Origin of the sequence: Runella sp., from assembly GCF_965279615.1 — a bacterium.
GTDB lineage: Bacteria > Bacteroidota > Bacteroidia > Cytophagales > Spirosomataceae > Runella.
This window is the reverse complement of record NZ_OZ257252.1, coordinates 4,982,003-5,004,077: the sequence shown is the minus strand read 5'-3', so window position 1 is coordinate 5,004,077 and position 22,075 is coordinate 4,982,003. Positions and strand designations below refer to the sequence as shown.

14 protein-coding genes are annotated in these 22,075 nt (G+C 44.3%); 9 read left to right on the top strand and 5 right to left on the bottom strand.

Features of this window, described 5'->3' with window-relative positions:
• Positions 1 to 116 precede the first annotated feature (116 nt).
• The gene (locus tag ACQY73_RS21095; RefSeq protein WP_428654620.1) at positions 117 to 1,190 is read left to right on the top strand and encodes a TerC/Alx family metal homeostasis membrane protein; all 1,074 of its coding nucleotides are present in this window, start codon (positions 117 to 119) and stop codon (positions 1,188 to 1,190) included.
• Positions 1,190 to 1,504, top strand: a complete 315-nt coding sequence (locus tag ACQY73_RS21090; RefSeq protein WP_428654618.1) for a DUF952 domain-containing protein — start codon at positions 1,190 to 1,192, stop codon at positions 1,502 to 1,504. Before ACQY73_RS21095 ends, ACQY73_RS21090 begins: the two co-directional genes overlap by 1 nt.
• Before the next feature lie 35 nt (positions 1,505 to 1,539).
• On the opposite strand, the gene ACQY73_RS21085 is transcribed toward ACQY73_RS21090, so the two are convergent.
• Positions 1,540 to 2,868 (bottom strand): sensor histidine kinase, encoded by a 1,329-nt coding sequence (locus tag ACQY73_RS21085; RefSeq protein ID WP_428654616.1) that lies wholly within the window; start codon positions 2,866 to 2,868, stop codon positions 1,540 to 1,542.
• Positions 2,865 to 4,235, bottom strand: a complete 1,371-nt coding sequence (locus ACQY73_RS21080; protein ID WP_428654613.1) for a sigma-54-dependent transcriptional regulator — start codon at positions 4,233 to 4,235, stop codon at positions 2,865 to 2,867. Before ACQY73_RS21080 ends, ACQY73_RS21085 begins: the two co-directional genes overlap by 4 nt.
• Positions 4,236 to 4,651: 416 nt before the next feature.
• Between ACQY73_RS21080 and ACQY73_RS21075 the strand changes: the two genes are divergently transcribed.
• The 4 genes from ACQY73_RS21075 to ACQY73_RS21060 all read left to right on the top strand — a co-directional run bounded on the left by ACQY73_RS21075 (position 4,652) and on the right by ACQY73_RS21060 (position 9,824).
• Entirely contained in the window at positions 4,652 to 5,902 is a 1,251-nt protein-coding gene (locus tag ACQY73_RS21075) for an efflux RND transporter periplasmic adaptor subunit (protein ID WP_428668515.1), read from the top strand.
• A 107-nt stretch (positions 5,903 to 6,009) separates the two neighbouring features.
• A complete protein-coding gene (locus tag ACQY73_RS21070; RefSeq protein ID WP_428654611.1) occupies positions 6,010 to 6,687 on the top strand; it encodes an ABC transporter ATP-binding protein in 678 nt (225 codons plus the stop codon).
• An 86-nt stretch (positions 6,688 to 6,773) separates the two neighbouring features.
• On the top strand, positions 6,774 to 9,131 hold the full coding sequence (locus ACQY73_RS21065) for an ABC transporter permease (RefSeq protein WP_428654609.1): 2,358 nt from the start codon (positions 6,774 to 6,776) through the stop codon (positions 9,129 to 9,131).
• An 87-nt stretch (positions 9,132 to 9,218) separates the two neighbouring features.
• On the top strand, positions 9,219 to 9,824 hold the full coding sequence (locus ACQY73_RS21060; RefSeq protein ID WP_428654607.1) for a hypothetical protein: 606 nt from the start codon (positions 9,219 to 9,221) through the stop codon (positions 9,822 to 9,824).
• 236 nt (positions 9,825 to 10,060) lie between these two features.
• Here the strand turns inward: ACQY73_RS21060 and ACQY73_RS21055 are convergent, their stop codons facing one another.
• The 3 genes from ACQY73_RS21055 to ACQY73_RS21045 all read right to left on the bottom strand — a co-directional run bounded on the left by ACQY73_RS21055 (position 10,061) and on the right by ACQY73_RS21045 (position 15,951).
• On the bottom strand, positions 10,061 to 11,590 hold the full coding sequence (locus tag ACQY73_RS21055) for a SusD/RagB family nutrient-binding outer membrane lipoprotein (protein WP_428654605.1): 1,530 nt from the start codon (positions 11,588 to 11,590) through the stop codon (positions 10,061 to 10,063).
• 49 nt (positions 11,591 to 11,639) lie between these two features.
• A complete protein-coding gene (locus ACQY73_RS21050) occupies positions 11,640 to 14,777 on the bottom strand; it encodes a SusC/RagA family TonB-linked outer membrane protein (protein ID WP_428654603.1) in 3,138 nt (1,045 codons plus the stop codon).
• Positions 14,778 to 15,510: 733 nt separating this feature from the next.
• The gene (locus ACQY73_RS21045) at positions 15,511 to 15,951 is read right to left on the bottom strand and encodes a very short patch repair endonuclease (protein ID WP_428654601.1); all 441 of its coding nucleotides are present in this window, start codon (positions 15,949 to 15,951) and stop codon (positions 15,511 to 15,513) included.
• 249 nt (positions 15,952 to 16,200) lie between these two features.
• Here ACQY73_RS21045 and ACQY73_RS21040 point away from each other — a divergent pair, with 249 nt between their 5' ends.
• The 3 genes from ACQY73_RS21040 (at position 16,201) to ACQY73_RS21030 (ending at position 21,983) form a co-directional block, all read left to right on the top strand.
• Positions 16,201 to 16,539 (top strand): PadR family transcriptional regulator, encoded by a 339-nt coding sequence (locus ACQY73_RS21040; RefSeq protein WP_428654599.1) that lies wholly within the window; start codon positions 16,201 to 16,203, stop codon positions 16,537 to 16,539.
• Between the two features lie 23 nt (positions 16,540 to 16,562).
• Positions 16,563 to 19,247 (top strand): ABC transporter permease, encoded by a 2,685-nt coding sequence (locus ACQY73_RS21035; RefSeq protein WP_428654597.1) that lies wholly within the window; start codon positions 16,563 to 16,565, stop codon positions 19,245 to 19,247.
• A gap of 96 nt (positions 19,248 to 19,343) precedes the next feature.
• Positions 19,344 to 21,983 carry an ABC transporter permease gene (locus ACQY73_RS21030; protein ID WP_428654595.1) on the top strand — a complete coding sequence of 880 codons (2,640 nt, stop codon included), beginning with the start codon at positions 19,344 to 19,346 and terminating at the stop codon, positions 21,981 to 21,983.
• Positions 21,984 to 22,075 lie beyond the last annotated feature (92 nt).

Sequence of the window (22,075 nt, the reverse complement as noted above, 5' to 3'; positions counted from 1 at the left end):
GCCCGCTTGGGCTCAACCGCAACCATTTGTCATTGTAAAAGAATCTACGGAACTTTGGTAGCTGTTTGAGGCTTATTAGCCAATAACCATTCCCACAATTAACCCACGCGTAAGCGATGATTTCGAACGAAACTCTATTTTTTGGAGCATTTACGGTATTTGTTATTTTCGTGATGCTCATTGACCTTGGCATATTTACCAAGCAAAAAAGCCACATCGTTAGTTTTAAGGAAGCCGGTATTTGGAGTGCTATCTGGGTCGCATTGTCCATTGGATTTTATTTTTTTATTAAGAATTTCGGCTATCTCGTTCACGATGTGTCTGACATGGCGCATCTGGAATCGGTAGTAGAAAAATACGCCAAACACGTAACCCTTATTCCGGGCAATTTTGCGGCCAGTTTGCAGACCTTTCAAAACAACATGGCGCTTGAATACATTACCGGTTATTTGGTTGAATATTCGCTTTCTGCCGATAATATTTTCGTGTTCATTCTTATTTTCAATTCCTTTGGTGTTCATGAAAAATTCTACAAAAAAGTATTGATCTGGGGAATTTCAGGTGCGGTGGTACTTCGCTTTATTTTCATTTTTGTCGGTGCGGCTTTGCTGCAAAAATTTGAATGGATCATTTACATTTTTGGGGCATTTTTAGTCTATACAGGCGGTAAAATTCTTTTTGAAAAAGAAGGCGATGATGAAATTGATACCGACGGACACATTGCCGTACGATTTGCTTCAAAGTACCTGAATGTGTTTAATCGTAATGTAGTTGACCATTTTTTCATTTTTCACAAACGTTACAAAAAATGGTATATCACGCCTATTTTTGTGGTAGTGATCGTAATTTCGGTCACGGATCTGATCTTTGCCGTTGATTCCATTCCTGCCATTTTTTCCATTACCAAAGACCCCTACATTGTCTTTTTCTCCAACGTTTTTGCCATTATGGGGTTACGTTCCATGTTCTTCTTTTTGTCGAGCATTATGGACAAATTCCATTATCTCAAGCCCGGTTTGGGAATTTTGCTTTCGTTCATCGGGCTCAAAATGCTGTTGCATCATTACCTGGAAGCCTGGGGCTTTAAGACCGTCTATTCACTGTATGTTATTGTGGGAATTTTGGGTGTTGCCATCGCAGCTTCTTTATTATTTCCCAAAAAAGCAGAACCTGTTATTACGCCAAGCTGATGATCTATCACATTGTCGCGCCCGACTATTGGGCACAATTTGAGTACGCTCCGGCGTACAAAAGTGAGACGCTGGATGTTGAAACGTTTATTCATTGCAGCACACAATCGCAAATAGCGGGCGTTTTGGAGCGATATTATGGCGGAGTTACCGATTTATTGTTGATCCATATTGATGAATCCAAGCTTACCTCACCGCTCATTTACGAGCCTTCACCTCATAGTACCGAAACCTTTCCACACGTGTACGGGCCTATTAATTCTGAGGCAATTGTGGAAATAAGTTGGATAAAAAAAGGCGGAAAAATAATGTAGTCATTGTAAATAGAGAGCCGCAAAATTTTGCGGCTCTACAATATGATCACAAAGGTTGTTCCTTTTCCTACTTCCGACGTAACACTAAGCTGACCACCGTGCTGTTGCATAATTTGGCGCGAAAGACTTAATCCAATCCCGGAACCTGTTTTTTTGGTGGTATAAAAAGGGATAAAGATCCGCTCCAACGCTTCGGGTTCAATGCCAAGACCATTATCTGCTATTTCGATATAAACACGCTGATTCATATCGGAGTAAGCTCGAATTGTTAACGTTGCATTCGGATGGCCCTGCAAGGCCTCAATGGCATTCTTGATAAGGTTGATAAGTACCTGCTCGATCTGGTCCGCATCTGCTGTAATGACAAGTGTTTCAGGGACAATGGTCAACGTTGTTTTAACAAAAGCCTCCTGCAAACTTTTCTGAAATAATTGAAGTACTCCGCTGAGCAATTCGCGCGCCGGGATCTCTACAAACGTAGGTTTGGGCAACGTGGTAAAATCGCGGTAGGCATTCACAAATTGGATGATACCCGCGCTGCGTTTTTCCAACGTCTGGAGTGCCTCCTTCAAATCCTGAACACCTTCATTGTCAGGCGCAACGGGCGCAATGTCCAGTTGTACGATCTCTTTCATGGTTCCTACCAACGATAATATCGGCGTGAGCGAGTTCATGATCTCGTGTCGCAATACGCGCGTAAGGTTCTGCCAAGCTTCGATCTCTTTCTGTTGAAGTTCAGATTGAATATTTTGAAGCACCAAAATGCGTAATACCTTACCGCGCAGTTGAATCTGCGTTGCCTGCACCGACAATGATTCGTCATCGGAAGTTTGGTACAATTGGCGCACTCCCGTACGAAGCGTAGCGATCAACGTAAAGAGCTGAGGGTGAGGCTCTCGTAAATCATCCAGTTGGCGCAATCGATAAATACCTAACATTTTGAGCGCTGCGCTGTTGACGAGTTCTACCCGTCCATCGCTGCCAAAACTGATCAATCCCGTGCTGATGTGTTGCACAATGGTATTGAGATACTGAAGATTCGCTTCTTTTTCTGCCCGGGCTATGCGAAACGCCTCCAAGACTTCATTAAATTGCTGATTGATCTCGCGAAAACTCTCGCCCATTTTATCATCAGAGCGAAACTTTACGGCAAAATCCGAATAGCGAACAGACTCGAAGAATCGCGCCAATTTTCGGTTAGTGCTCGTGGCATAATAATACAACTGAAACACCGAAATGGCGCTCACAAAAGCCGTCAACGCCGATAAGACCCACTGTTCATCGGGGACAAAGTAGAGCAATGCGCATAGACTTAGGGTCAGTAAAAAAACACGCCACAAAATGCCGATTGAGAAGTGTTTCATAACCCGTATTTTTCCATTCTACGGTACAATGCCTGCCGCGAAAGCCCCAATTCTTTGGCTACTTCAGTGATATTGCCGTTGTATTTTTTCATTGCTTTTACGATCAATTGTTTTTCCATTTCTTCCAATTGATACGTTTCGGTAAACTGCGAGGTTTCCGTAAAGGCATTTTGGAAGAAATCTTCGGGCTGTAACGTGTTTTGATGGGTCAAAATAACGGCACGTTCTACCGCACTGCGCAATTCCCGTACATTGCCCGGCCAGTGATACCGCTGCAACTGTTTGACCAACGCCGCACTGAGCGTAGTCACAACGCGCTTGTACTGATGGCGGTATTGTTTCAGGAAAAGCTCTGCCAACGGCACAATATCTTCGGGGCGCTCCCGCAAAGGCGGAATGCGTAACTCAATCGTATTGATACGATACAGTAAATCCTGACGGAAAGTACGGTCGGCCACCATTTGACCAATGGGCTGATTGGTGGCACAAATGATGCGTACATCAACCTGTTTTGGTTTATTGGAACCTACCCGTGTAACGGTTCTGTTTTGCAGCACCGTCAGGAGTTTGGCCTGCATGGGCAGCGACAAATTGCCGATTTCATCCAAAAACAACGTACCTCCGTGTGCTTCCTCAAATCGTCCTGCCCGATCTTCTTTGGCATCGGTAAAAGCTCCTTTGACGTGACCAAACAGTTCACTTTCAAACAAACTTTCGGGGATTGCTCCCAAATCTACAATGACAAAAGGTTTATCAATACGATTGGATTTTTGGTGAATAAGTTGAGCCAGATCGCTTTTTCCCGTTCCATTTTCTCCCAAAACCAACACCGTTGCGTCCGTCACCGCTACTCGTTCTGCGGTGGCGTACAATTGTTGCATGATGGCACTGGAAGCCACAAAATTGGCTTGCGGCAGGATGCGGCCGGGCACGGGTTTACTGGCCTGAGCAGCTACACTGACACCTGCATTGGCTTTATTGGCTTCTCTTTTGTGCACTGCCGCCTGCATGGTTGCCAGCAATTTGTCGTTTTCCCACGGTTTCAGCACAAAGTCCATCGCACCTGCTTTCATGGCACGTACGGCCATTTCGACGTCGCCAAAGGCGGTAAAAAGCACTACAACCGCCAGTGGATCAATGTCTAAGACACGATCAAGCCAATCGAAGCCTTCTTTTCCGCTGATGACATCGCGGGTAAAGTTCATATCCAACAGGATGGCATCGTAGCTGCCGTTGGTAACCAAAAAGGGAATACGTTGAGGATTTTTTTCAATATCCACTTGACTGAAATGTCGTTTTAGAAGCAACTTAGCGGCACTCAAAACGTCGACATCATCGTCAACAATTAATACTTTGGCTGTGAGCATTTGAAATATTTGTAAATGAGGGAATTAGTAATTTTGGCAAAATACAACTCTTTTGACGGTCTATCTAAATTTACCCAATAAGAGTGCCAAAATACAAAATACCTCATTATCAACCAGTAAGATAAAGCCCTCTTTTTATTCTTGTCCAAAGCCGTACAACCCATGTCCGTTTTCGGACAATTTTAAAATTGATTCACAATACCAATCCATTCATAACCAATAACTTACGTTTCCGGCACGGGTATTGGCAGAATACTGAACAGACACATACAGCCATAAAAAAATTGAAGCAGTAAGGGGTCTGACAAATGTCAATTCCTTACTGCTACCCCAAACCAGTAATTCATCAATTAGTATAAAAAACAATGGAAGTTAAGAATCCAATTATCGGTCAAACCAATAACGCTCATGGTACAATGGACCGCGTACGTAAAAAGAAATTTTGGAATGCCCAACGCTTAGCCATTTTCGCAGGAGGCGGGGCTTTGATCGCTTTTATCGTCTATCAGTTATTTTTCTCCGATAAACGCTCCAAACTGAATGTAGAGGCTGAAAAACTCACAGTATCTGCTGTTTCGACAGGCTCTTTCGACGAATTTATCGTAGTAACCGGCGTTGTGCAACCGCTTAAGATCATACGTTTGGATGCCATCGTTGGGGGATATGTGCGGGAAAAGATCGTAGAAGGCGGCAGCATGGTCAAGCAAGGTCAAGTGCTCTTGAAATTGGAAAACCAAAACCTTAAGCTCAACTTCCTTCAATCAGAAACGGAAGCCAGCCGATTGGTGAACGACCTGCAAAATACGCGTCAGCAATTGAAAGTTGCCCGCTTTAATGTGCAAAGAACCCTCAACGATCTGGAATTTAAGATTGACCAAGCCAAGGATCTGTACGAAAGGAATCAAAAATTATACAAAGATAAAGTTGTTCCCGAATCTGATTTCCTGAAGTCAAAACGTGATTATGAAGTTTTGGTAAAACAAAAAGCAATCGAAACCGAGTCGCAAAACTATCAGGAAGAAAACGCCAAAATGCAGATTACCCAACTTGAAGGAACGCTTGTACGCACGCAACGCAACGTAGATCTGTGGCGTCAGACGCTTGATAACCTGGTCGTTAAAGCGCCGGTTGGCGGCTTGCTTTCATCCATTGATGTAGAGGTAGGATCTAACATCAGCCAAGGCCAAAACATCGGGCAGATAGACGACCTTAACGGTTTCAAAATGCGTGTAGCGATTGACGAACACTACGTATCACGGATATTTGTAGGCCTGGGCGGTAGCTTTGAATTCAACGGAAAAGACAATCCATTGACTATTACCCGCATTTATCCGGAAGTAAAAAACGGTCGTTTTGAAGTAGACATGAGCTTTCCTAAAGGCACTCCCGATGGAATCAAACGCGGACAGTCAACTCCAATTCGCTTAGAATTAGGGAAAGCCGAGAAAGCAGTGCTCTTGCCGGTCGGTGGATTTTTCTCCGATACGGGCGGCAACTGGGTATATGTGCTGGATAACAGCGGTAAAAGAGCCATCAAACGTAACATAACGTTGGGTCGTAAAAACCCTGAATATTACGAAGTATTGGAAGGTCTGCAAACGGGTGAAAAGGTAATTACCAGCAGCTACGCAAACTTCGGAGACAAAGAAGTGCTTGAGTTAAAATAATAAAATGCAATAGACGCAACATACTTTACCCTGCTTGTGTCTATTGCATTATACCTACAGCAAATTACATACAGTCCATCTTTAGAATCCATAATTTTGACTTAACAATGATAAAAACTGCTAACCTCCAAAAGATCTTCACTACTGAAGAAGTTGAAACAACAGCCTTGAACGGAATTGATTTGGAAGTAAAAGACGGCGAGTTTGTTGCCATCATGGGGCCTTCCGGATGCGGCAAATCTACGTTGCTGAATATCCTGGGACTCTTGGACAACCCCAGCGAAGGCAGCTACGATTTTCACGGTACCGAGGTGGCTAAATTATCGGAACGTCAACGGGCGCAATTACGCAAAGGAAACATCGGATTTGTGTTTCAGAGCTTTAACCTCATCGACGAACTCACCGTTTATGAAAACGTTGAACTTCCTTTGCTTTACCTCAAAGTCCCTGCCGATCAACGCAAAGAAATGGTAGAGACTGTATTGACCCGCATGAACATCATGCACCGTCGCAATCACTTCCCTCAACAACTTTCGGGTGGACAGCAGCAGCGTACCGCTATTGCCCGCGCCGTAGTTGCAAAACCAAAACTGATCCTTGCGGATGAGCCTACAGGTAACTTGGACTCCGCCAACGGAGAAGAAGTAATGAAGCTCCTCTCTCAACTCAACGACGAAGGTACCAGCATTATCATGGTAACTCACTCCCCTTACGACGCAGGATTTGCTCACCGAATTATCAACCTTTTTGATGGTAAGGTAGTGACTGAGAAAATGCGCGTATAAGTATATTCAACATTAAACCGGTAAGCGTAAAGGCATAGGGCAACGTTCCTCTGCCTTTTTCGCTATGCCCAAAAATTCGTACAGCCATGTTAAGCAATTACCTCACTATCGCTTTCCGCAATCTGTGGAAAAACAAAGTTTACAGCTTCATCAACATCATGGGTCTGGCCTTGGGAATGGCTTGTAGCCTGATAATCATGCTCTGGGTTCAGGATGAAGCCGCCATGGATGCTTTTCATGAAAACGGCCCGCGTCTTTACCGCGTAATGGAAAATCAATTTTATTCCGGCAAAATTGAAACGTACGCTTCTACGCCGGGAATTTTGGCCGATAATATCGTCAAAGACATTCCTGAGATCGAAAAAGCCAGTCAAATGCTGTGGGAAGAGGAACCGCTTTTTACCGTTGGCAATACTTTTGATAAGGAAAAGGGACGATATGCTCAGGGAGATTTTCTGAACATGTTCAGTTTCAAATTGGAAAAAGGCGATGCTCGCACTGCCTTAAAACGGCCTGAAGGATTGGTTATCTCCAAAAAGTTGGCTCAAAAGTATTTCCCCAACCAAAATCCACTGGGCAAGTCTATCCGAATAGACGGTAAGGATGATATGATGGTAACGGGAGTTTTGCAGGACATTCCTCAAAATTCGTCGTTGAAGTTTGACTTTTTGATGAGTTACGACCGTTGGCTCAAAAACAGCCCCTGGGCCAAAGAATGGGGCAATAACGGGCCGCGTTGCTACGTAATGCTTTCCAAAAATGCTTCGTTGGCAAAGGTAAATGCCAAGATCAAAGGCTACATTAAGACCAAAAATAAAGACAGTAATGTCGAACTGTTTTTGCAATCATATCCGGAATCGTACCTGTATTCCAACTGGGATTCGGGCAAACAAAACGGCGGCAGAATTGATTACGTTCGTATCTTCTCCATCATCGCCATTGTGATCCTGATCATTGCCTGCATCAATTTTATGAATCTGGCCACGGCCCGTTCCGTAAAACGCGCCAAAGAAGTAGGTGTTCGGAAAGTGATCGGGGCGGTCAAAGGCATTTTGATCGGGCAATTTATGGGAGAAGCTATTCTGATCGCCTTCTGTTCACTGCTGTTTTCCATTTTGTTGGTATTTTTACTCTTGCCAACATTTAACCTGTTAACCGAGAAAGAGCTTACGCTCAACTTTTCCGACCCAACTTTCCTATTGGTTTTGCTTGGTTTGACGTTGGCAACGGGTTTGGTGGCCGGTAGCTATCCGGCTTTGTTCATGTCGTCGCTTAATCCGGTAGTGGTACTCAAAGGAGCGTTGAAATTCAAGCCAAGCGCTACGTATTTTCGGAAAGGGCTGGTGGTATTTCAGTTTGCGTTATCAATTACGCTGATCGTGGGAATGATCATCGTTCACCAACAGATCAACTATATCCAAACCAAAAATGCGGGTTTTGACCGTGAGAACCTGCTCTATATGCCGCTTGAAGGCGATCTGCAAAAAACGTTCGCTTCGTTTAAACAAGAGTTGCAACACCAACCCGGCATCAAATCGGTTACAAATTCACAATCCAGTCCGTTGGAAGTGGGTTCTTCTACCCAAGGAGTTCGTTGGCCGGGAAAAGATACGACCCAGCTAATGTTATTTGCCAACAATGCCATCACCTACGATTACATCAAAACGATGGGCATCAAACTCCTCGACGGACGTGATTTCAGCGAACAATACGGAACCGACACCACCAATTACATCATCAACGAGGCCAGCGCCAAGAAGATGGGTTACAAAGATCCCGTTGGCAAAGAAATGACCATGTGGGGACGAAAGGGCACCATTGTGGGTTTGATGAAAGACTTCCATTATAACACGCTCCACTCGGCCATTGAACCGTTGATCCTGCGTTTGCAGCCCAAAACGAACAACTGGGGCGTCGTCATTATTCGTGCCGAAGGCGGCAAAACTCCTCAAGCCATCGCCAATACCGAAAAAATATTTAAGAAATTCAATCCTAATTTTCCATTCAAATACCTGTTTGCCGATCAGGAATACGCCAATCAGTATAAAAGCGAAAATGTGGTCAACAAGCTGTCTAACTTCTTTGCGTTTTTGGCCATCTTTATCTCGTGTCTTGGATTATTTGGATTGGCAGCATTTACCGCTGAACAACGTACCAAAGAAATCGGCGTCCGAAAAGTGTTGGGAGCAAGTGTGACCAATTTGGTAGGAATGCTGTCGTTGGATTTCATTAAATTGGTACTTATCGCTACGCTTATTGCGTTTCCGGTGGCGTGGTATTTCCTTAAAAATTGGCTTGACAAATACGCATATCGCATTGAGATTGAGTGGTGGTATTTTGCCATTGCGGCCGTTGCGGCTGTAGCCATCGCTTTGATGACAGTGAGCTATCAGGCTATTAGAGCATCGTTGATGAATCCGATAAGATCATTAAAAACAGAATAGCATTTAACCATAGAACACTGATTTTTAAGACCTTTATAAAAATCAGCGTTCTATCATTCATTATAAATTTAACAGACCATCCCAACAATGAAAACAATCGCACTTCTCAGTCTCAGTCTTGCCGGCACATTGGCAATGGCGCAACATCGCTCTATCAGCAGCAGCACCAACGACAACGGCAAAAAGATGTCAATCAGCATCCACGGCACCATTGACGGGCGCGCTATTGATTTTGACCGTACGTACGATGTAGCACATATGAGCAAAACAGAACGTAATGAGCTTCGTACCCATATTCTTGATTCATTGGGGCTCGAAGCGCCAAAACCACCCATTCCACCAACTCCTCCAACACCACCAACTCCTCCAATACCACCAACTCCTCCAATACCGCCCGTTCCACCGGTACCACCCACTGAATTGACCCTCGAATCGTCTTCTGACAGGCCGACAATTTCTTCTAAAAGCGGTCACAATCAAACCGAAATAATCGGTGGCGATCAACCTTTTGTCAAAGAAGTAAAATACAGTCCGGAATCGGGGCAGATGTTTGTACGCTATCGTTATATGAAAAACGGCGAAGAAATTCTGTATGAACGTACCCTCAATGCAGCCAACAAGTCAGCGCAGGAAAGGCAAAAAATTGTAGATGGAATTGAAAAAGAGTTGGAACTGCCTACAAAAAAGAAATAGCTCATTTTAAATAGTCAGGCAAAATTTTCAGATTTTACGGTCGGGTTGTGAGCAACCCTTGGCACAGAGAAAATTTCCCCGTGTGGAGGGTTGCTCACAACCCGACCGGCGTCCCCTCCGACCGTTAACAAAAGCTAATCCGGTTTGTGCTCAGGCACTTCACTCAGAAAACAAAAACGGTCCCGAAGCATTTCGGGACCGTTTTTGTTTTTACTGACTAAGAATACTTCCCTTCACTATTGAAGAATCCACATTGTTTGATTATAGTCATCATTGCCGCTGTATTGGGACTTGATGGCATTATTCACGTTTTCCGTGTTATAATCGAGTTCCTTTTGAGGATAAATCCAACGGATAGGGAATTTATCGGAAGGCACGTTCAGGTTCGATTTAGGGTTGATCGGAAAAACGGGAAAACCTGTACGGCGGTTCTCAAAAAAGGCATCATACGGAGCGTGCAACATGAATGTACTTAGGTAGCGTTGATTGATGATCTGCTCCAATTGTACGGCCACACTTTGCGTTGTTTTCAATTTTACTTTATCAGAAGCGATGTACGTTTCGATATAACTGTCCGTCAATTTCCGGTTATGGTGGAAAAGCACATTGTCGGGCGTATTGCCGGCTGTGAACTTCATGCTTGCTCTGATACCGTCTGAGTAGTAGGTACTTGCAGCACCCGTAATCCAACCGCGAACGGATGCTTCAGCCAACATAAATCTCGACATTGCATAGCTAAGTACATAAACAGGCTCGGCATTAGCCAATTCCAAATAACGGCTGTTTACATTCGAATAATCTTTTCCCGCATAAATAACGGTCAGATCCGCATACACCATAGAAGGATCGTATCCGGCATACGCATCCCAACTGTCTACCGCAGCTCCCTTGGCTGTTCTGATGGGTGAAGGGTCGGCATAGTAGAACAAACGATAATCGTCCAATGCTTTCAGTTTATCGACTACAACATTGCTCACCATAGTATAGATACGGGTTGTATTTCCCAATTTATAGAATGGATAACGCTGTCCGGCAAGGTCTGAATAGACTACTTGGAAGTTGTCACTATTGCTGTCGAAGATCGGTTTGCCGGTCACAATGGCGCTGAACCGCTCCTTTACTTTCAGGTCGGTATCTGCGGTTTTACGGTACAAATGAAGAAGAACCTGAAGTTCAAACGTATTTACAAATTTTCTCCATTTTGTAATGTCTCCACCGTAGATAGGATCACCGTCGAACTTGATACCGGCAGCAAAAAGTTTGTCGGCTTCTTCGAGGTCGTTCAGTACACCCACCATTACCTCTTTTTGAGGTGAGTAAGCCGGATTAAGTGTTCCTTTTTCGCCCAACAATGCTTGAGTATAGGGGATGTCACCCAACTGCATTGATAGCCAGAAGAACTTATACGCCTTGACGAATTTACCCAATGCGGTATACGAATTCTTATACGCGCCTTCCGGAGACAGGGCGACCATCTTTTCTATATTGTTCAGTACCGTAAGCCCGTCGAAGCTTGTTCTTCCGAGGTAATTGTACTGCGCGTTTTCGGGAAATTCCATCCGGATAATGGACTTATCGTTCATCATCGGTGAAATGCTTCCGAGAGCATTTTTCGAAATATCGAGAATCAGCGTAGTGGCCAGCATGGAAGCCGACGCTTTGGTCGCTGCATTCGGATTGGTATTGATCTCCTCAAAATTTGAGCAACTGCCCAACGTGAGACCGGTCAATACAAGAAGTAAATATTTTTTCCAACTTGAGTTCATAAATAATACTTTTAGATATGATGGTAGTATATCGATCAAACCTGTGTGCTTAGAACGTCAACGTAATGTTACCGCCCATGTAGCGAACCGACGGAGAGGTAAGCTGCGTATCATCAGCCTTATCAGGGTCAGCAAAGCGGAAAGCTTTGGTCCACATCCAAACGTTTTGACCGGTCACTGAAATGGAACCTGAACGAGCTCCGATAAGCTTCGCAATGGATGCCGGTAGGTTATACCCCAATGAAACTTCTCTCAATTTGAGGAAAGTAGCATTGGTAACTCCCCGGGTTCCATCGCCGTAGGAACGTGAATAATCCTGATAAGATACTTTGGCCTCATTAGGTGCGTATTTCCGGGTATCGGCGGTGATGTTACCATAACTGTCGAATGTTACCGTTCCTGACGTAACAATTACTCCTTTCCCAACGAAAGACTTGTTTTTGTTTACGACCTCATCATATCTCCATTGATTATCCGAATCCGGGTGCGAACCGGTATCCCACATTTTATAAGATGAGTAGTTGTTCAGGTAGCCACCCACACGTCCGTCGAAATTGACCATCAGATTAAATTGCTTATACTTGATCGTATTGGCAAAGCCCCAAAGGAATGTTGGGTCGCTATAACCCCGCAGGTAGCTGTAATCGCTGAGCAGCGGCAAGCCGTTTGCACGGTGGATCAGGTTGCCGTCGGGGTCGGTCAGCCAGATACGGTCAGTGTAGGTATCTACACGGCCGCCGGGGGTTGTCCACGTATTTTTTGCGGAGTTTGCAGCGATATCCTTATAGTATCGGTGGTTAAATGAGTAGTTTGCAATCGCATCCCACTGCCAGTCATTCTTTTTGAGAATCGTAGCATCCAGGCTAACTTCAAGTCCGCGTCGTACAAGCGTTTCGTCCCAGTTGATCAGTGTATTGACAAATCCTGAGGCAGAAGAAATGTTGGCGTTGGTTTGGCGGTTGTAGTTGTACTTATTAAAGTAAGCAATGTCCAGTTTCAATCGTTTTTTCAGGAAGTAAGCCGCCGTTCCGATCTCCCAGGTTCTGTTGGTTTCAGGAAGGATGTTTTCGGCGTTACGAATTGTAGTAGGATAAGCGGCCGAGTTGAATGAATTAAAGGCGCCGATGGTAGTGCTGTACGTCTGATTGGTGGCATAGATACCTAAATCCGACTTAGAGAGCGTCCAAGATCCGCGCAACTTCCAGAAATCAAGCCAGGAAGGCAGACTCGTAAACAATTCACTGACCACGAAGCTTCCTCCCAACGATGGATAGAAGTAAGAGCGCGAGTTTTTGGGCATGGTTGAGCTCCAGTCATTTCTGCCCGTGGCATCCAAAAACAGCATATTTTTGTAAGAAAGCGTCAATTTTCCGTAGACACTGTTCACCTGCTTTGCACTGGCTCCTACTGTCACATTGGGTCTTTCAACGGAATTGTTGAGCGAGTAATAACCGGGAATCAAAATTCCGCTCCGCGTAGAGCTGTACAGGTTGTTGTTGCTCAAGGCATAGATCGCCCCTCCGGCCAATGCGTCGATTCCCAGATCACCGATGGTTTTGTTGTAGGTGATCAAAGCGTCGCCGTTAAAACTCCAACCGGTACTTTTGTTGATAGAATACAAACCGGGGGTATCCCAACCACGATTTGAGAGAATGTTTGGCGGGTTACGTTTGGTTTCGTCGTTGCTGTACATGTCAAAGCCGGGACGAACGATCAGGTTTGCTCCTTCAAAAAGTTTATACGTAGCCGTAAGGTTGGCGTTATATTTGTTTTCATAAACACCCCACAGTTTTTCGTTCGCAATAAGGTATGGGTTATCGTACCAAGCCTTGTAATGCCAGTTTTGCTGCACATCAGGGATCAACCAGTAATTATCTTTGTAATCGGACAATCGGTACTCGGGACCCATCCAAACCAAGATATTATAGATATATCCCTGATCGCTGTAGCCGGCACCGGTTATTTGCGGCGCACTGCGCTTATTATAACCCATTTGGCTGGATAGTTTGAAGCGCTCACCTACTTTCATTTCACCGCTGAGTGTGAAATTGAGTGCATTGGATTTCAGGTTCGGATACTGTCCTTTGTTGTAAATATGGGTCACAGAAGCCCGGAAACTACCATTTTCACCGGTTTGAGCAACGCTGATACTGTTGTTGGATATCACTCCCGGAACCAGAAAATCTCTGAAGTTATCCTTTCCTCTTGAGGTAAGCTCCTGCATTTCCATTTGTTTCGTAATGGGATTCCACTGATTGGCCATGATACCCGCGTCCAACTTTTGGCCCCACACATAATCGGTTGGGTCGTATACACCACCCATACCGACACTATAACCATGCTGCACTTCCGGAAGCATCAGGAAACCTGCATTGGCCATGTTGTTGGTATTAACGGTCACCGTCAGCCCCTTGCTGCTGCTTCCTTTTTTGGTAGTAACGATAACAGCTCCGCTACCTCCGCGTGAACCGTACAAAGCCGAAGCGGTGGGTCCTTTCAGTACGTCGATACTTTCGATGTCATCTTGTGCTATGTTGTTGAGCGAAATGTTATTATAAGGAACCCCGTCAATAACCAATAACGGAGTTTCACCGCGCAACGTCAGGGTTGGCATCTGGTTAAATTCGGTACTGTTGCGTACCCACAAGCCCGCTACTTTGCCGGTAAGTGATGTACCCACACTTACCCCCTTAACGGTTTGCACGGAAGGCCCTGCCACCTTTTGGACGGCATATCCCAACGATCTTTCCTCACGCTTAACGCCAAGCGCCGTAACGATTACTTCATTCAATATTTTAGTATCCGTCGCCAATTTAATGGATATAGACTTTTTGGATCCAACTTCTATATCTTGAGAAATATAACCGATCGAGGAAATGGAAAGGACTGATTTTTCACTCTGTACCTGCAGGCGGAATTTTCCTTCCGCATCGGTGAGTGTTCCATTGGTAGTACCTTTTTCAATCACGTTGACGCCGGGGAGAGAGGCCCCGCTTTCGTCTGTTACAGTACCGGTAACCTCCCGGGCAGTAACCTGAAGATGCCCTTTGTGAATTGGCGGAGTTGAGGCATAAGCTCCCAAAATTCCGGAGCCGGTTAACATAGCGAGGGAAAGCATTGAACCGGTCAACAGCACGAACCGACTCCTGCTTTTCACCAAAGTGCAGGGAAATAGTTGTTTTCGCATTTGTTTTGTGTTAGAATTAGAGAGAGAAATAGGTAAAGGCAAACCCACCGTGGTCTGTAACGATGGTAACGTAGTGCGAGCAAATAGTGCGGGAATAGTGCCGAGTGCCGCAATCAGCGACAGGACGACTGAATTGAGCGTTGAGTTTCAGTTAAACGTGTTGAGGAAAAGGGGGGTTAGAAAATGGACAAGTTTTATTAATAAAAATCGTCATCGCAAGTTATGGCTTCCCTGTTATCGAATTTTGTCGATACTGCAACCGTACTACTGCTATAGCCGTCAGATGTACTACTTGGATAAATACTATTTTTATACCTTTTTAAGATCGCCCAAAATTAGCGGCATTTGATCGGCGTCCAAAAAACACACAGGTAAGTTCCTAAATTTAACGATGAAAAAAAAATTTAAAACGCAAAAAAATAATGATTAAATAACATAGGCTATCTCAATGTTTAGCAGGAATTAACATACACTAAAAATACCCTATTTTATCATTAAATACTTTTTTGGTTTATATCCAGTCAATTGTTATGAATGATATAAAAATAGTTATATAACCGCCGGGCAACGTTGAAGCAGTTTCGAAAAAATGTCCGGTACAATAACCCTTGATTGAAAAAGGGAAAAGGCAATATTAATTTTTTGTAATATCCTACATCGGCACAAATTCGGTCGATTGATACACTGAGGCTGATCATAAAATACCTGAAAGGCAAAATGGTGCAATAACAGGTCATTTATCTACGGCATTTTCGGAATTTGTCTGCAAGGTTCGTACTAAGTTCGAAAGCGTTTCTTCCCGTTTTGCGGGTTTAAGTTCGCATTCATAGACAGTAATAACTTCCCAACCGGCGGCCAGAAGTTTAGTCCTGTTTTCAATATCACGTCGGCGATTGCCACTTATCTTTTCTTCCCACCATTCCGTACGGGTTTGGGGTATAGTAGCGTAGCGGCATCCTTCATGTCCGTGAAAGAAACAACCGTGGACAAAAATCGCGGTTTTGTATTTAGGCAGAACGACATCGGGTTTACCGGGCAATTTTTTATCGTGCAGGCGGTAACGGAAACCGTGCGAAAACAGAAACTTTCGCACCATCAGTTCGGGTTTGGTATTCTTGTTCCGCACCTGTGACATATTGTAGCTGCGCTGTTCGGGGGTGTGTCTATCGGCCATTTTACCAATGGGTTTGCGTTGTCATAATCGTTTTCTTATCGCTATACATTTAGTCCGGTAATAGTTAGCATTAGCCATTAAAATATCATTCCGGCACTTCAAAATGCTTTTATCTCTGTTCAGTTCCGGACATAAAGTGTACGATTTCGGACAATCTATAGCTTCTAAAATAGGTTAATTTACTCAAAAAGGCACTTTTAGGGTGCCGGCAAAGTATTTGTTCTACAAAAGTTAATTATATCTCTTTTTATGAAACGGACGTACTTAGGCGAATTTGAAGAACTTGTACTCTTAACCGTTGCCGTACTTGGCCAAGGTGCTTACGGAGTTGCGATCACCGACGAATTGGATCGTCAGACGGGACGGGCAGTGAGTATCAGTGCCGTACACGCTGCTTTGCATCGCATGGAAGAAAAAGGAATGCTTTCTTCTCACATGGGCGATGCCACCGCCGAACGCGGCGGACGCCGCAAGCGGCTTTTCAGCGTAACAGCCCTCGGCAGCCGAACACTACAGGAAGTCAGAGAACAGCGCAACCGTTTGTGGGATTCTATTTCGCCCCAAGCGTTACCCGCTTTTGGTCTATAAGTGCAAACCGGCAAAAGTGAGCTATGAAACCGATTCAACCGCCCCGCTGGGCCGACAAGTTGCTGAAATTTTTCTGCGCTCCTCACCTATTAGAGGAAGTACAGGGAGATCTGTATGAGCGATTCGAGCGACAGTCGTTGCTTTTTGGAGTAAAAATAGCCCGCCGCCAATACGCATGGAATGTCCTGAGCTTTATTCGTCCTTTTGCCCTCAAACGTAAAAAAGCGGTTCGCCGCACCGTTTCGTATCCAACAACCTTTTTATACAGCCCCACTATGCTACTTAACTATTTAAAAATCGCCTTTCGCAATCTTGTTCGCCACAAGATGTTCAGTTCGCTCAACATTCTCGGCCTGACGGTCGGGACGGTGTGTTGTTTGTATATTTTGGTGTATGTAAAAGACCAATTTGGCTACGACATTCATCACAAAAACGCCGAAAATATCTATCGGCTTCAAACCAATATTGAGTTCAAGAGTGGTGACCAGCCGATCTTTAACAGCGGCACCAGTTCACCCATCATTGCGCCAACCATGAAAAAGGATTTCCCCGAAGTCATGGAGTATACCAGAGTGCTTAGTTTTTTTACGACAAAAAATAACGTTTTGGGAGTAGAAGGAAAAACCGAAACCTTCACTGAAGACAAAGGCTATTTGGTGGATTCTACTTTTTTCAACGTGTTCAATTACCGTTTCGTAGAGGGTTCACCGGAACACTCCCTGGATGCGCCTTATACGGTGGTACTTTCGGCAACAGTTGCCAAAAAGCTGTTTGGCAATGAAAAGGCCATTAATAAACGTATCAAAGTAGGTAATAACGTAAACACCACAACCTACACCGTTACAGGGGTTTATGATGAAAACTTCGGTAAGTCGCACCTTCGCCCCGGCTTTTTGGTGAATTTGAACAGCGGAGGCTTCGGAGAATTTGCCCGCAACAACACCGAATGGGGCGGCAATAATTTTATTTATGCCTATGTAAAGCTCAAACCAAATGCGAATCCTGAAAGTTTGAACGCAAAAATGCCCGCATTGTTGAAGCGCTACGGCGAAAAAAGATTGGCAGAATTGGGGATGAACAAAAAGGTCTCCCTTCAAAAGATCACCGATATTCATTTGCATTCAAAAGGCATTGCCAACCAAGCCGATAAGGTTTCTGACATCTCATTTTTGTATATTTTACTGACCATTGCGGCCTTTATTCAGCTAATTGCCTGTATCAATTTTGTAAATCTTACTACGGCTCGCTCGGTGCGTCGCGCCAAAGAAGTCGGGGTCAGAAAAGCAGTTGGAGCGTTTCGGTCGGTGCTGATCGGGCAGTTTTTGGGCGAGTCAATGCTTATTGCCTTTATTTCGATCTTTTTGGCTTTGCCTATTGTCAAAATTCTTTTGCCTTTCCTCAATTCACTTACCGACAGCACCTTAGAACTCAACATTACCCAAAATCTTGATATTTTATTGATTACGGTGCTCGTGGCTTTATCGACCGGTTTGCTGGCCGGCATTTATCCCGCCCTCTATTTATCAAGTTTCAAGCCGGTAAGTGTCCTGAAAGGCACGTTCAAATTCAATCCTGCGTCCGTTTTTCTTCGCAAAGGCTTGGTCGTTTTTCAGTTTTCGATTGCCATTGTGCTTATCATCGGTGTTTTGGTCATTTCAAAGCAGTTGGATTACATGCAAAACAAAGATCTGGGTTTTGACCAAAAACAAAAGATCGTTGTATCTCTGTCTAATGAAAACGCCAAAAGCCAATTTACGGCGTTGAAAAATGAATTACTGGCCCAAAATCAGATCAAAAGCGTAGGCGGAGCGCGGTATTATCCTTCTGCCCAATTTTTTGAAGATATGCTGGTTTTTAAGTCAGGCGGCAGCATGGACAAAGGCATGTTGATCAAGAATAATTTTGCAGACGAAGGTTTTTTCAAAACACTCGGAATCAAACTCATTGCCGGAAGGAATTTCACACCGGCCGATACCAACCGACAAGTGATTTTGAGCGAAAAAAGCGTAAAAGATTTAAAATTAGCGGTCGAAACAGCAGTGGGAACCCAAGTTTTTACCGGTACCGGAAATGACATCAGGACGTATACAATTATTGGAATTCATAAAGACTACATCAATAATTCGCTGAAAGATGAAATTGTGCCTGTAATGACTCATTATATGTCTCAACCGGATTACATGATTCTCGAAGCGCAAACCAATGATTATGCAGGCTTGTTTGCCAATGCCGAAAAAATCTGGAAAAAGCTCATTCCCGAAACTCCTTTCCAGTATTCATTTTTGGATGAGGATATTCAGAAACAATACGTAGAAGAAAAAACACTTCGCAAGATCATCAACTCTTTCACGTTCATCGCCATTTTGATCAGTTGTTTGGGACTTTTTGGGTTGGCCATGTTCACCGCCCAACAACGTACCAAAGAGATCGGTGTCCGCAAAGTACTGGGAGCAAGCGTGGTGAGTATCACTGCTTTACTCACCAAAGAGTTTCTGAAACCCGTTTTGATCGCCCTTATCATTGCTTCACCGTTGTCCTATTATGCCATGAGCAAATGGTTGGAAGGCTTTGTATATCGCACGGATGTCGGTTGGGAAAATTTCATTTTTGCGGGAATAGCCATTTTTGCAATATCCTTATTTACGGTAAGTTACCAAACCATAAAAGCCGCTTTATTAAATCCGGTAACGACATTGAAAACGGAATAAATGCAACCACATAGGCACATAGGACACATAGGTCTGAGCTTCGTTCAGCATTTTTTCTATGTGCTCTATGTACCTATGTGGTTGCAAAATTGACTTATGAAAAAGCTACACCCGCCCCGCTGGGCCGACAAGTTGCTGGAATTTTTCTGCGCTCCTCACTTATTGGAAGAAGTGCAGGGAGATCTGTATGAGCGATTCAAGCGACAAGCGGTGCTTTTTGGGGTAAAAATAGCGCGACGACAATATGTGTGGAATGTCCTGAGTTTTATTCGCCCCTTTGCCCTTAAACGTAAACCAAGTCCGTACCCAACCACCTTTTTATACAGCCCCACTATGCTACGTAATTATTTCAAAATCGCCCTGCGCAACCTTGCCAAAAACAAGGTGTACTCTTTCATCAACATCGGTGGCTTGGCCGTAGGAATGGCCGTAGCAATGCTTATTGGTCTGTGGATCTACGATGAATTGTCGTACGACAAATACCACCAAAACTACGACCGCCTTGCGCAGGTGATGCAGCATCAAACCTTCAACGGACACAAAGGTACCGAACGCTCTATTCCCATGCCGTTGGTGGCCGAACTCCGCACCAAATACGGCAGCGATTTCAAGCATTTGGCCATGGCTACTTGGCAGGGAGACCGTATTTTGACGTATGGAGAGACAAAAATCACGCGCCCGGGCAATTACATGGATGCAGCTATTCCTAAGATGTTGTCGCTGAAAATGCTGAAAGGAACTCACGAAGGCTTGAACGAACTCAATTCTATTTTGCTTTCCGAATCTACCGCTAAAGCACTTTTCGGAAATGTAGACCCGATGGGCAAACTCATGAAAATTGACAACAGAGAGAATGTTAAAGTAACGGGTGTTTACGAAGATCTGCCATTCAATACGGAGTTTCGTGAGCTGAATTTTATTGCGCCCTGGAAGTTGTACGTTTCTACTCAAAAATGGGTACAACGAGCGCTCGATGAAAATCAATGGGATAACAATTCATTTCAGCTGTATGCTCAGATCGCTGATAATGCCAACATGGATAAAGTGAGCGCCAAAATCAAAAATGCCAAATTGGACAAAGTCAGCGCCGAAGAGAAGAAGTTTAAAGCTGAAATTTTTCTCCAACCGATGAGCGATTGGCATTTACGGTCTAATTGGGAAGAGGGCATTAAAACGGGTGGTTTTATTCAATACATTTGGCTGTTTGCCATTGTCGGCGCATTTGTGTTGTTATTGGCCTGTATCAATTTCATGAATTTAAGTACGGCTCGCAGTGAAAAACGCGCCAAAGAAGTCGGTATTCGTAAAGCCGTAGGTTCGATCCGTGCTCAGTTGATCAATCAATTTTTCAGTGAATCCTTTTTAGTGGTGACGTTTGCGTTTATAGGAGCGGTGGCGCTTATTTTGGCTTTATTGCCGTGGTTCAACGAAGTCAGCGACAAGAAAATGGTTTTTCCTTGGACAGAACCTGTTTTCTGGCTCATCAGTCTTGGGTTTATTTTTATCACCGGTCTATTGGCAGGGAGTTATCCTGCCCTCTATCTTTCTTCTTTTCAACCCATTAGAGTTTTAAAAGGCACATTCAAAGCAGGGCGTTTTGCGGCGGTTCCGCGCAAAGTGTTGGTCGTAATTCAGTTTACCGTTTCCGTTACGTTGATTACAGGCACCATCATTGTTTATCGGCAAATCCAACACTCTAAAAATCGACCTATGGGTTATACTAACGACGGGTTGATCATGATGCAGATGATGTCACCGGAGTTTTATGGTAAATACGACGTATTGAGAACAGAACTTAAGAATAAAGGGGCGATTGTCGAAATGGCCGAGTCTTCCAGTCCGTTAACGGGCGTTTGGTCTAATAATGGCGGTTTTAGCTGGAAAGGAAAAGACCCAAGCCTGCAAGCAGACTTCGCTACTATCTGGGTCACGCATGATTTTGGAAAAACGGTCGGTTGGCAATTCAAGCAAGGGCGGGATTTTTCAAGGGAATTTTCGACCGATACAGCAGCCATCGTCATCAACGAAGCGGCGGTTAAATTTATGGGTATCAGTGATCCTGTCGGCAAGGTGGTACAATGGGGAAGCGGTAAAGATGCCGAACATTTTACCATTGTGGGCGTTATCAAAGACATGCTCATGGAATCGCCTTACGAGCCTGTAAAACAGACGATTTACCTCATGGATTACGAAAATGTCAATTGGATGACACTCAAATTGAATCCCAACAAAAGCGCCACCGAATCCATGGCTACCATTGAGGCAACCTACAAAAAAATCATCCCATCGGCTCCCTTTACGTACAAATTTGTCAATGAAGAATTTGGTAAAAAGTTTGTTTCGGAAGAACGCATCGGTAAACTGGCAGGCGGATTTGCCATTCTGGCTATTCTCATTTCCTGTTTGGGATTGTTTGGTCTAGCTTCCTTTACGGCCGAACAACGCACCAAAGAAATCGGCGTTCGTAAGGTTTTGGGTGCTTCGGTATTCAACTTGTGGGGATTACTTTCCAAAGACTTTGTCGTTTTGGTCATCATTTCCTGCTTCATTGCCACGCCCATTGCCTACTATTATTTGAACGACTGGTTGCAGGATTATAAATACCATACCGAGATCTCGTGGTGTATTTTTGCAATGGCCGGCGTGGGTGCTCTGATGATCACGCTGTTGACCGTCAGCTACCAATCCATCAAAGCGGCATTGATGAACCCGGTGAAGAGCTTGAAAACGGAATAAGTAACCACATAGGCACATAGGACACATAGCCGTTGAGCTTCGCTCAATGCTATAATTCATTTTTCTCTATGTGTCCTATGTGCCTATGCGGT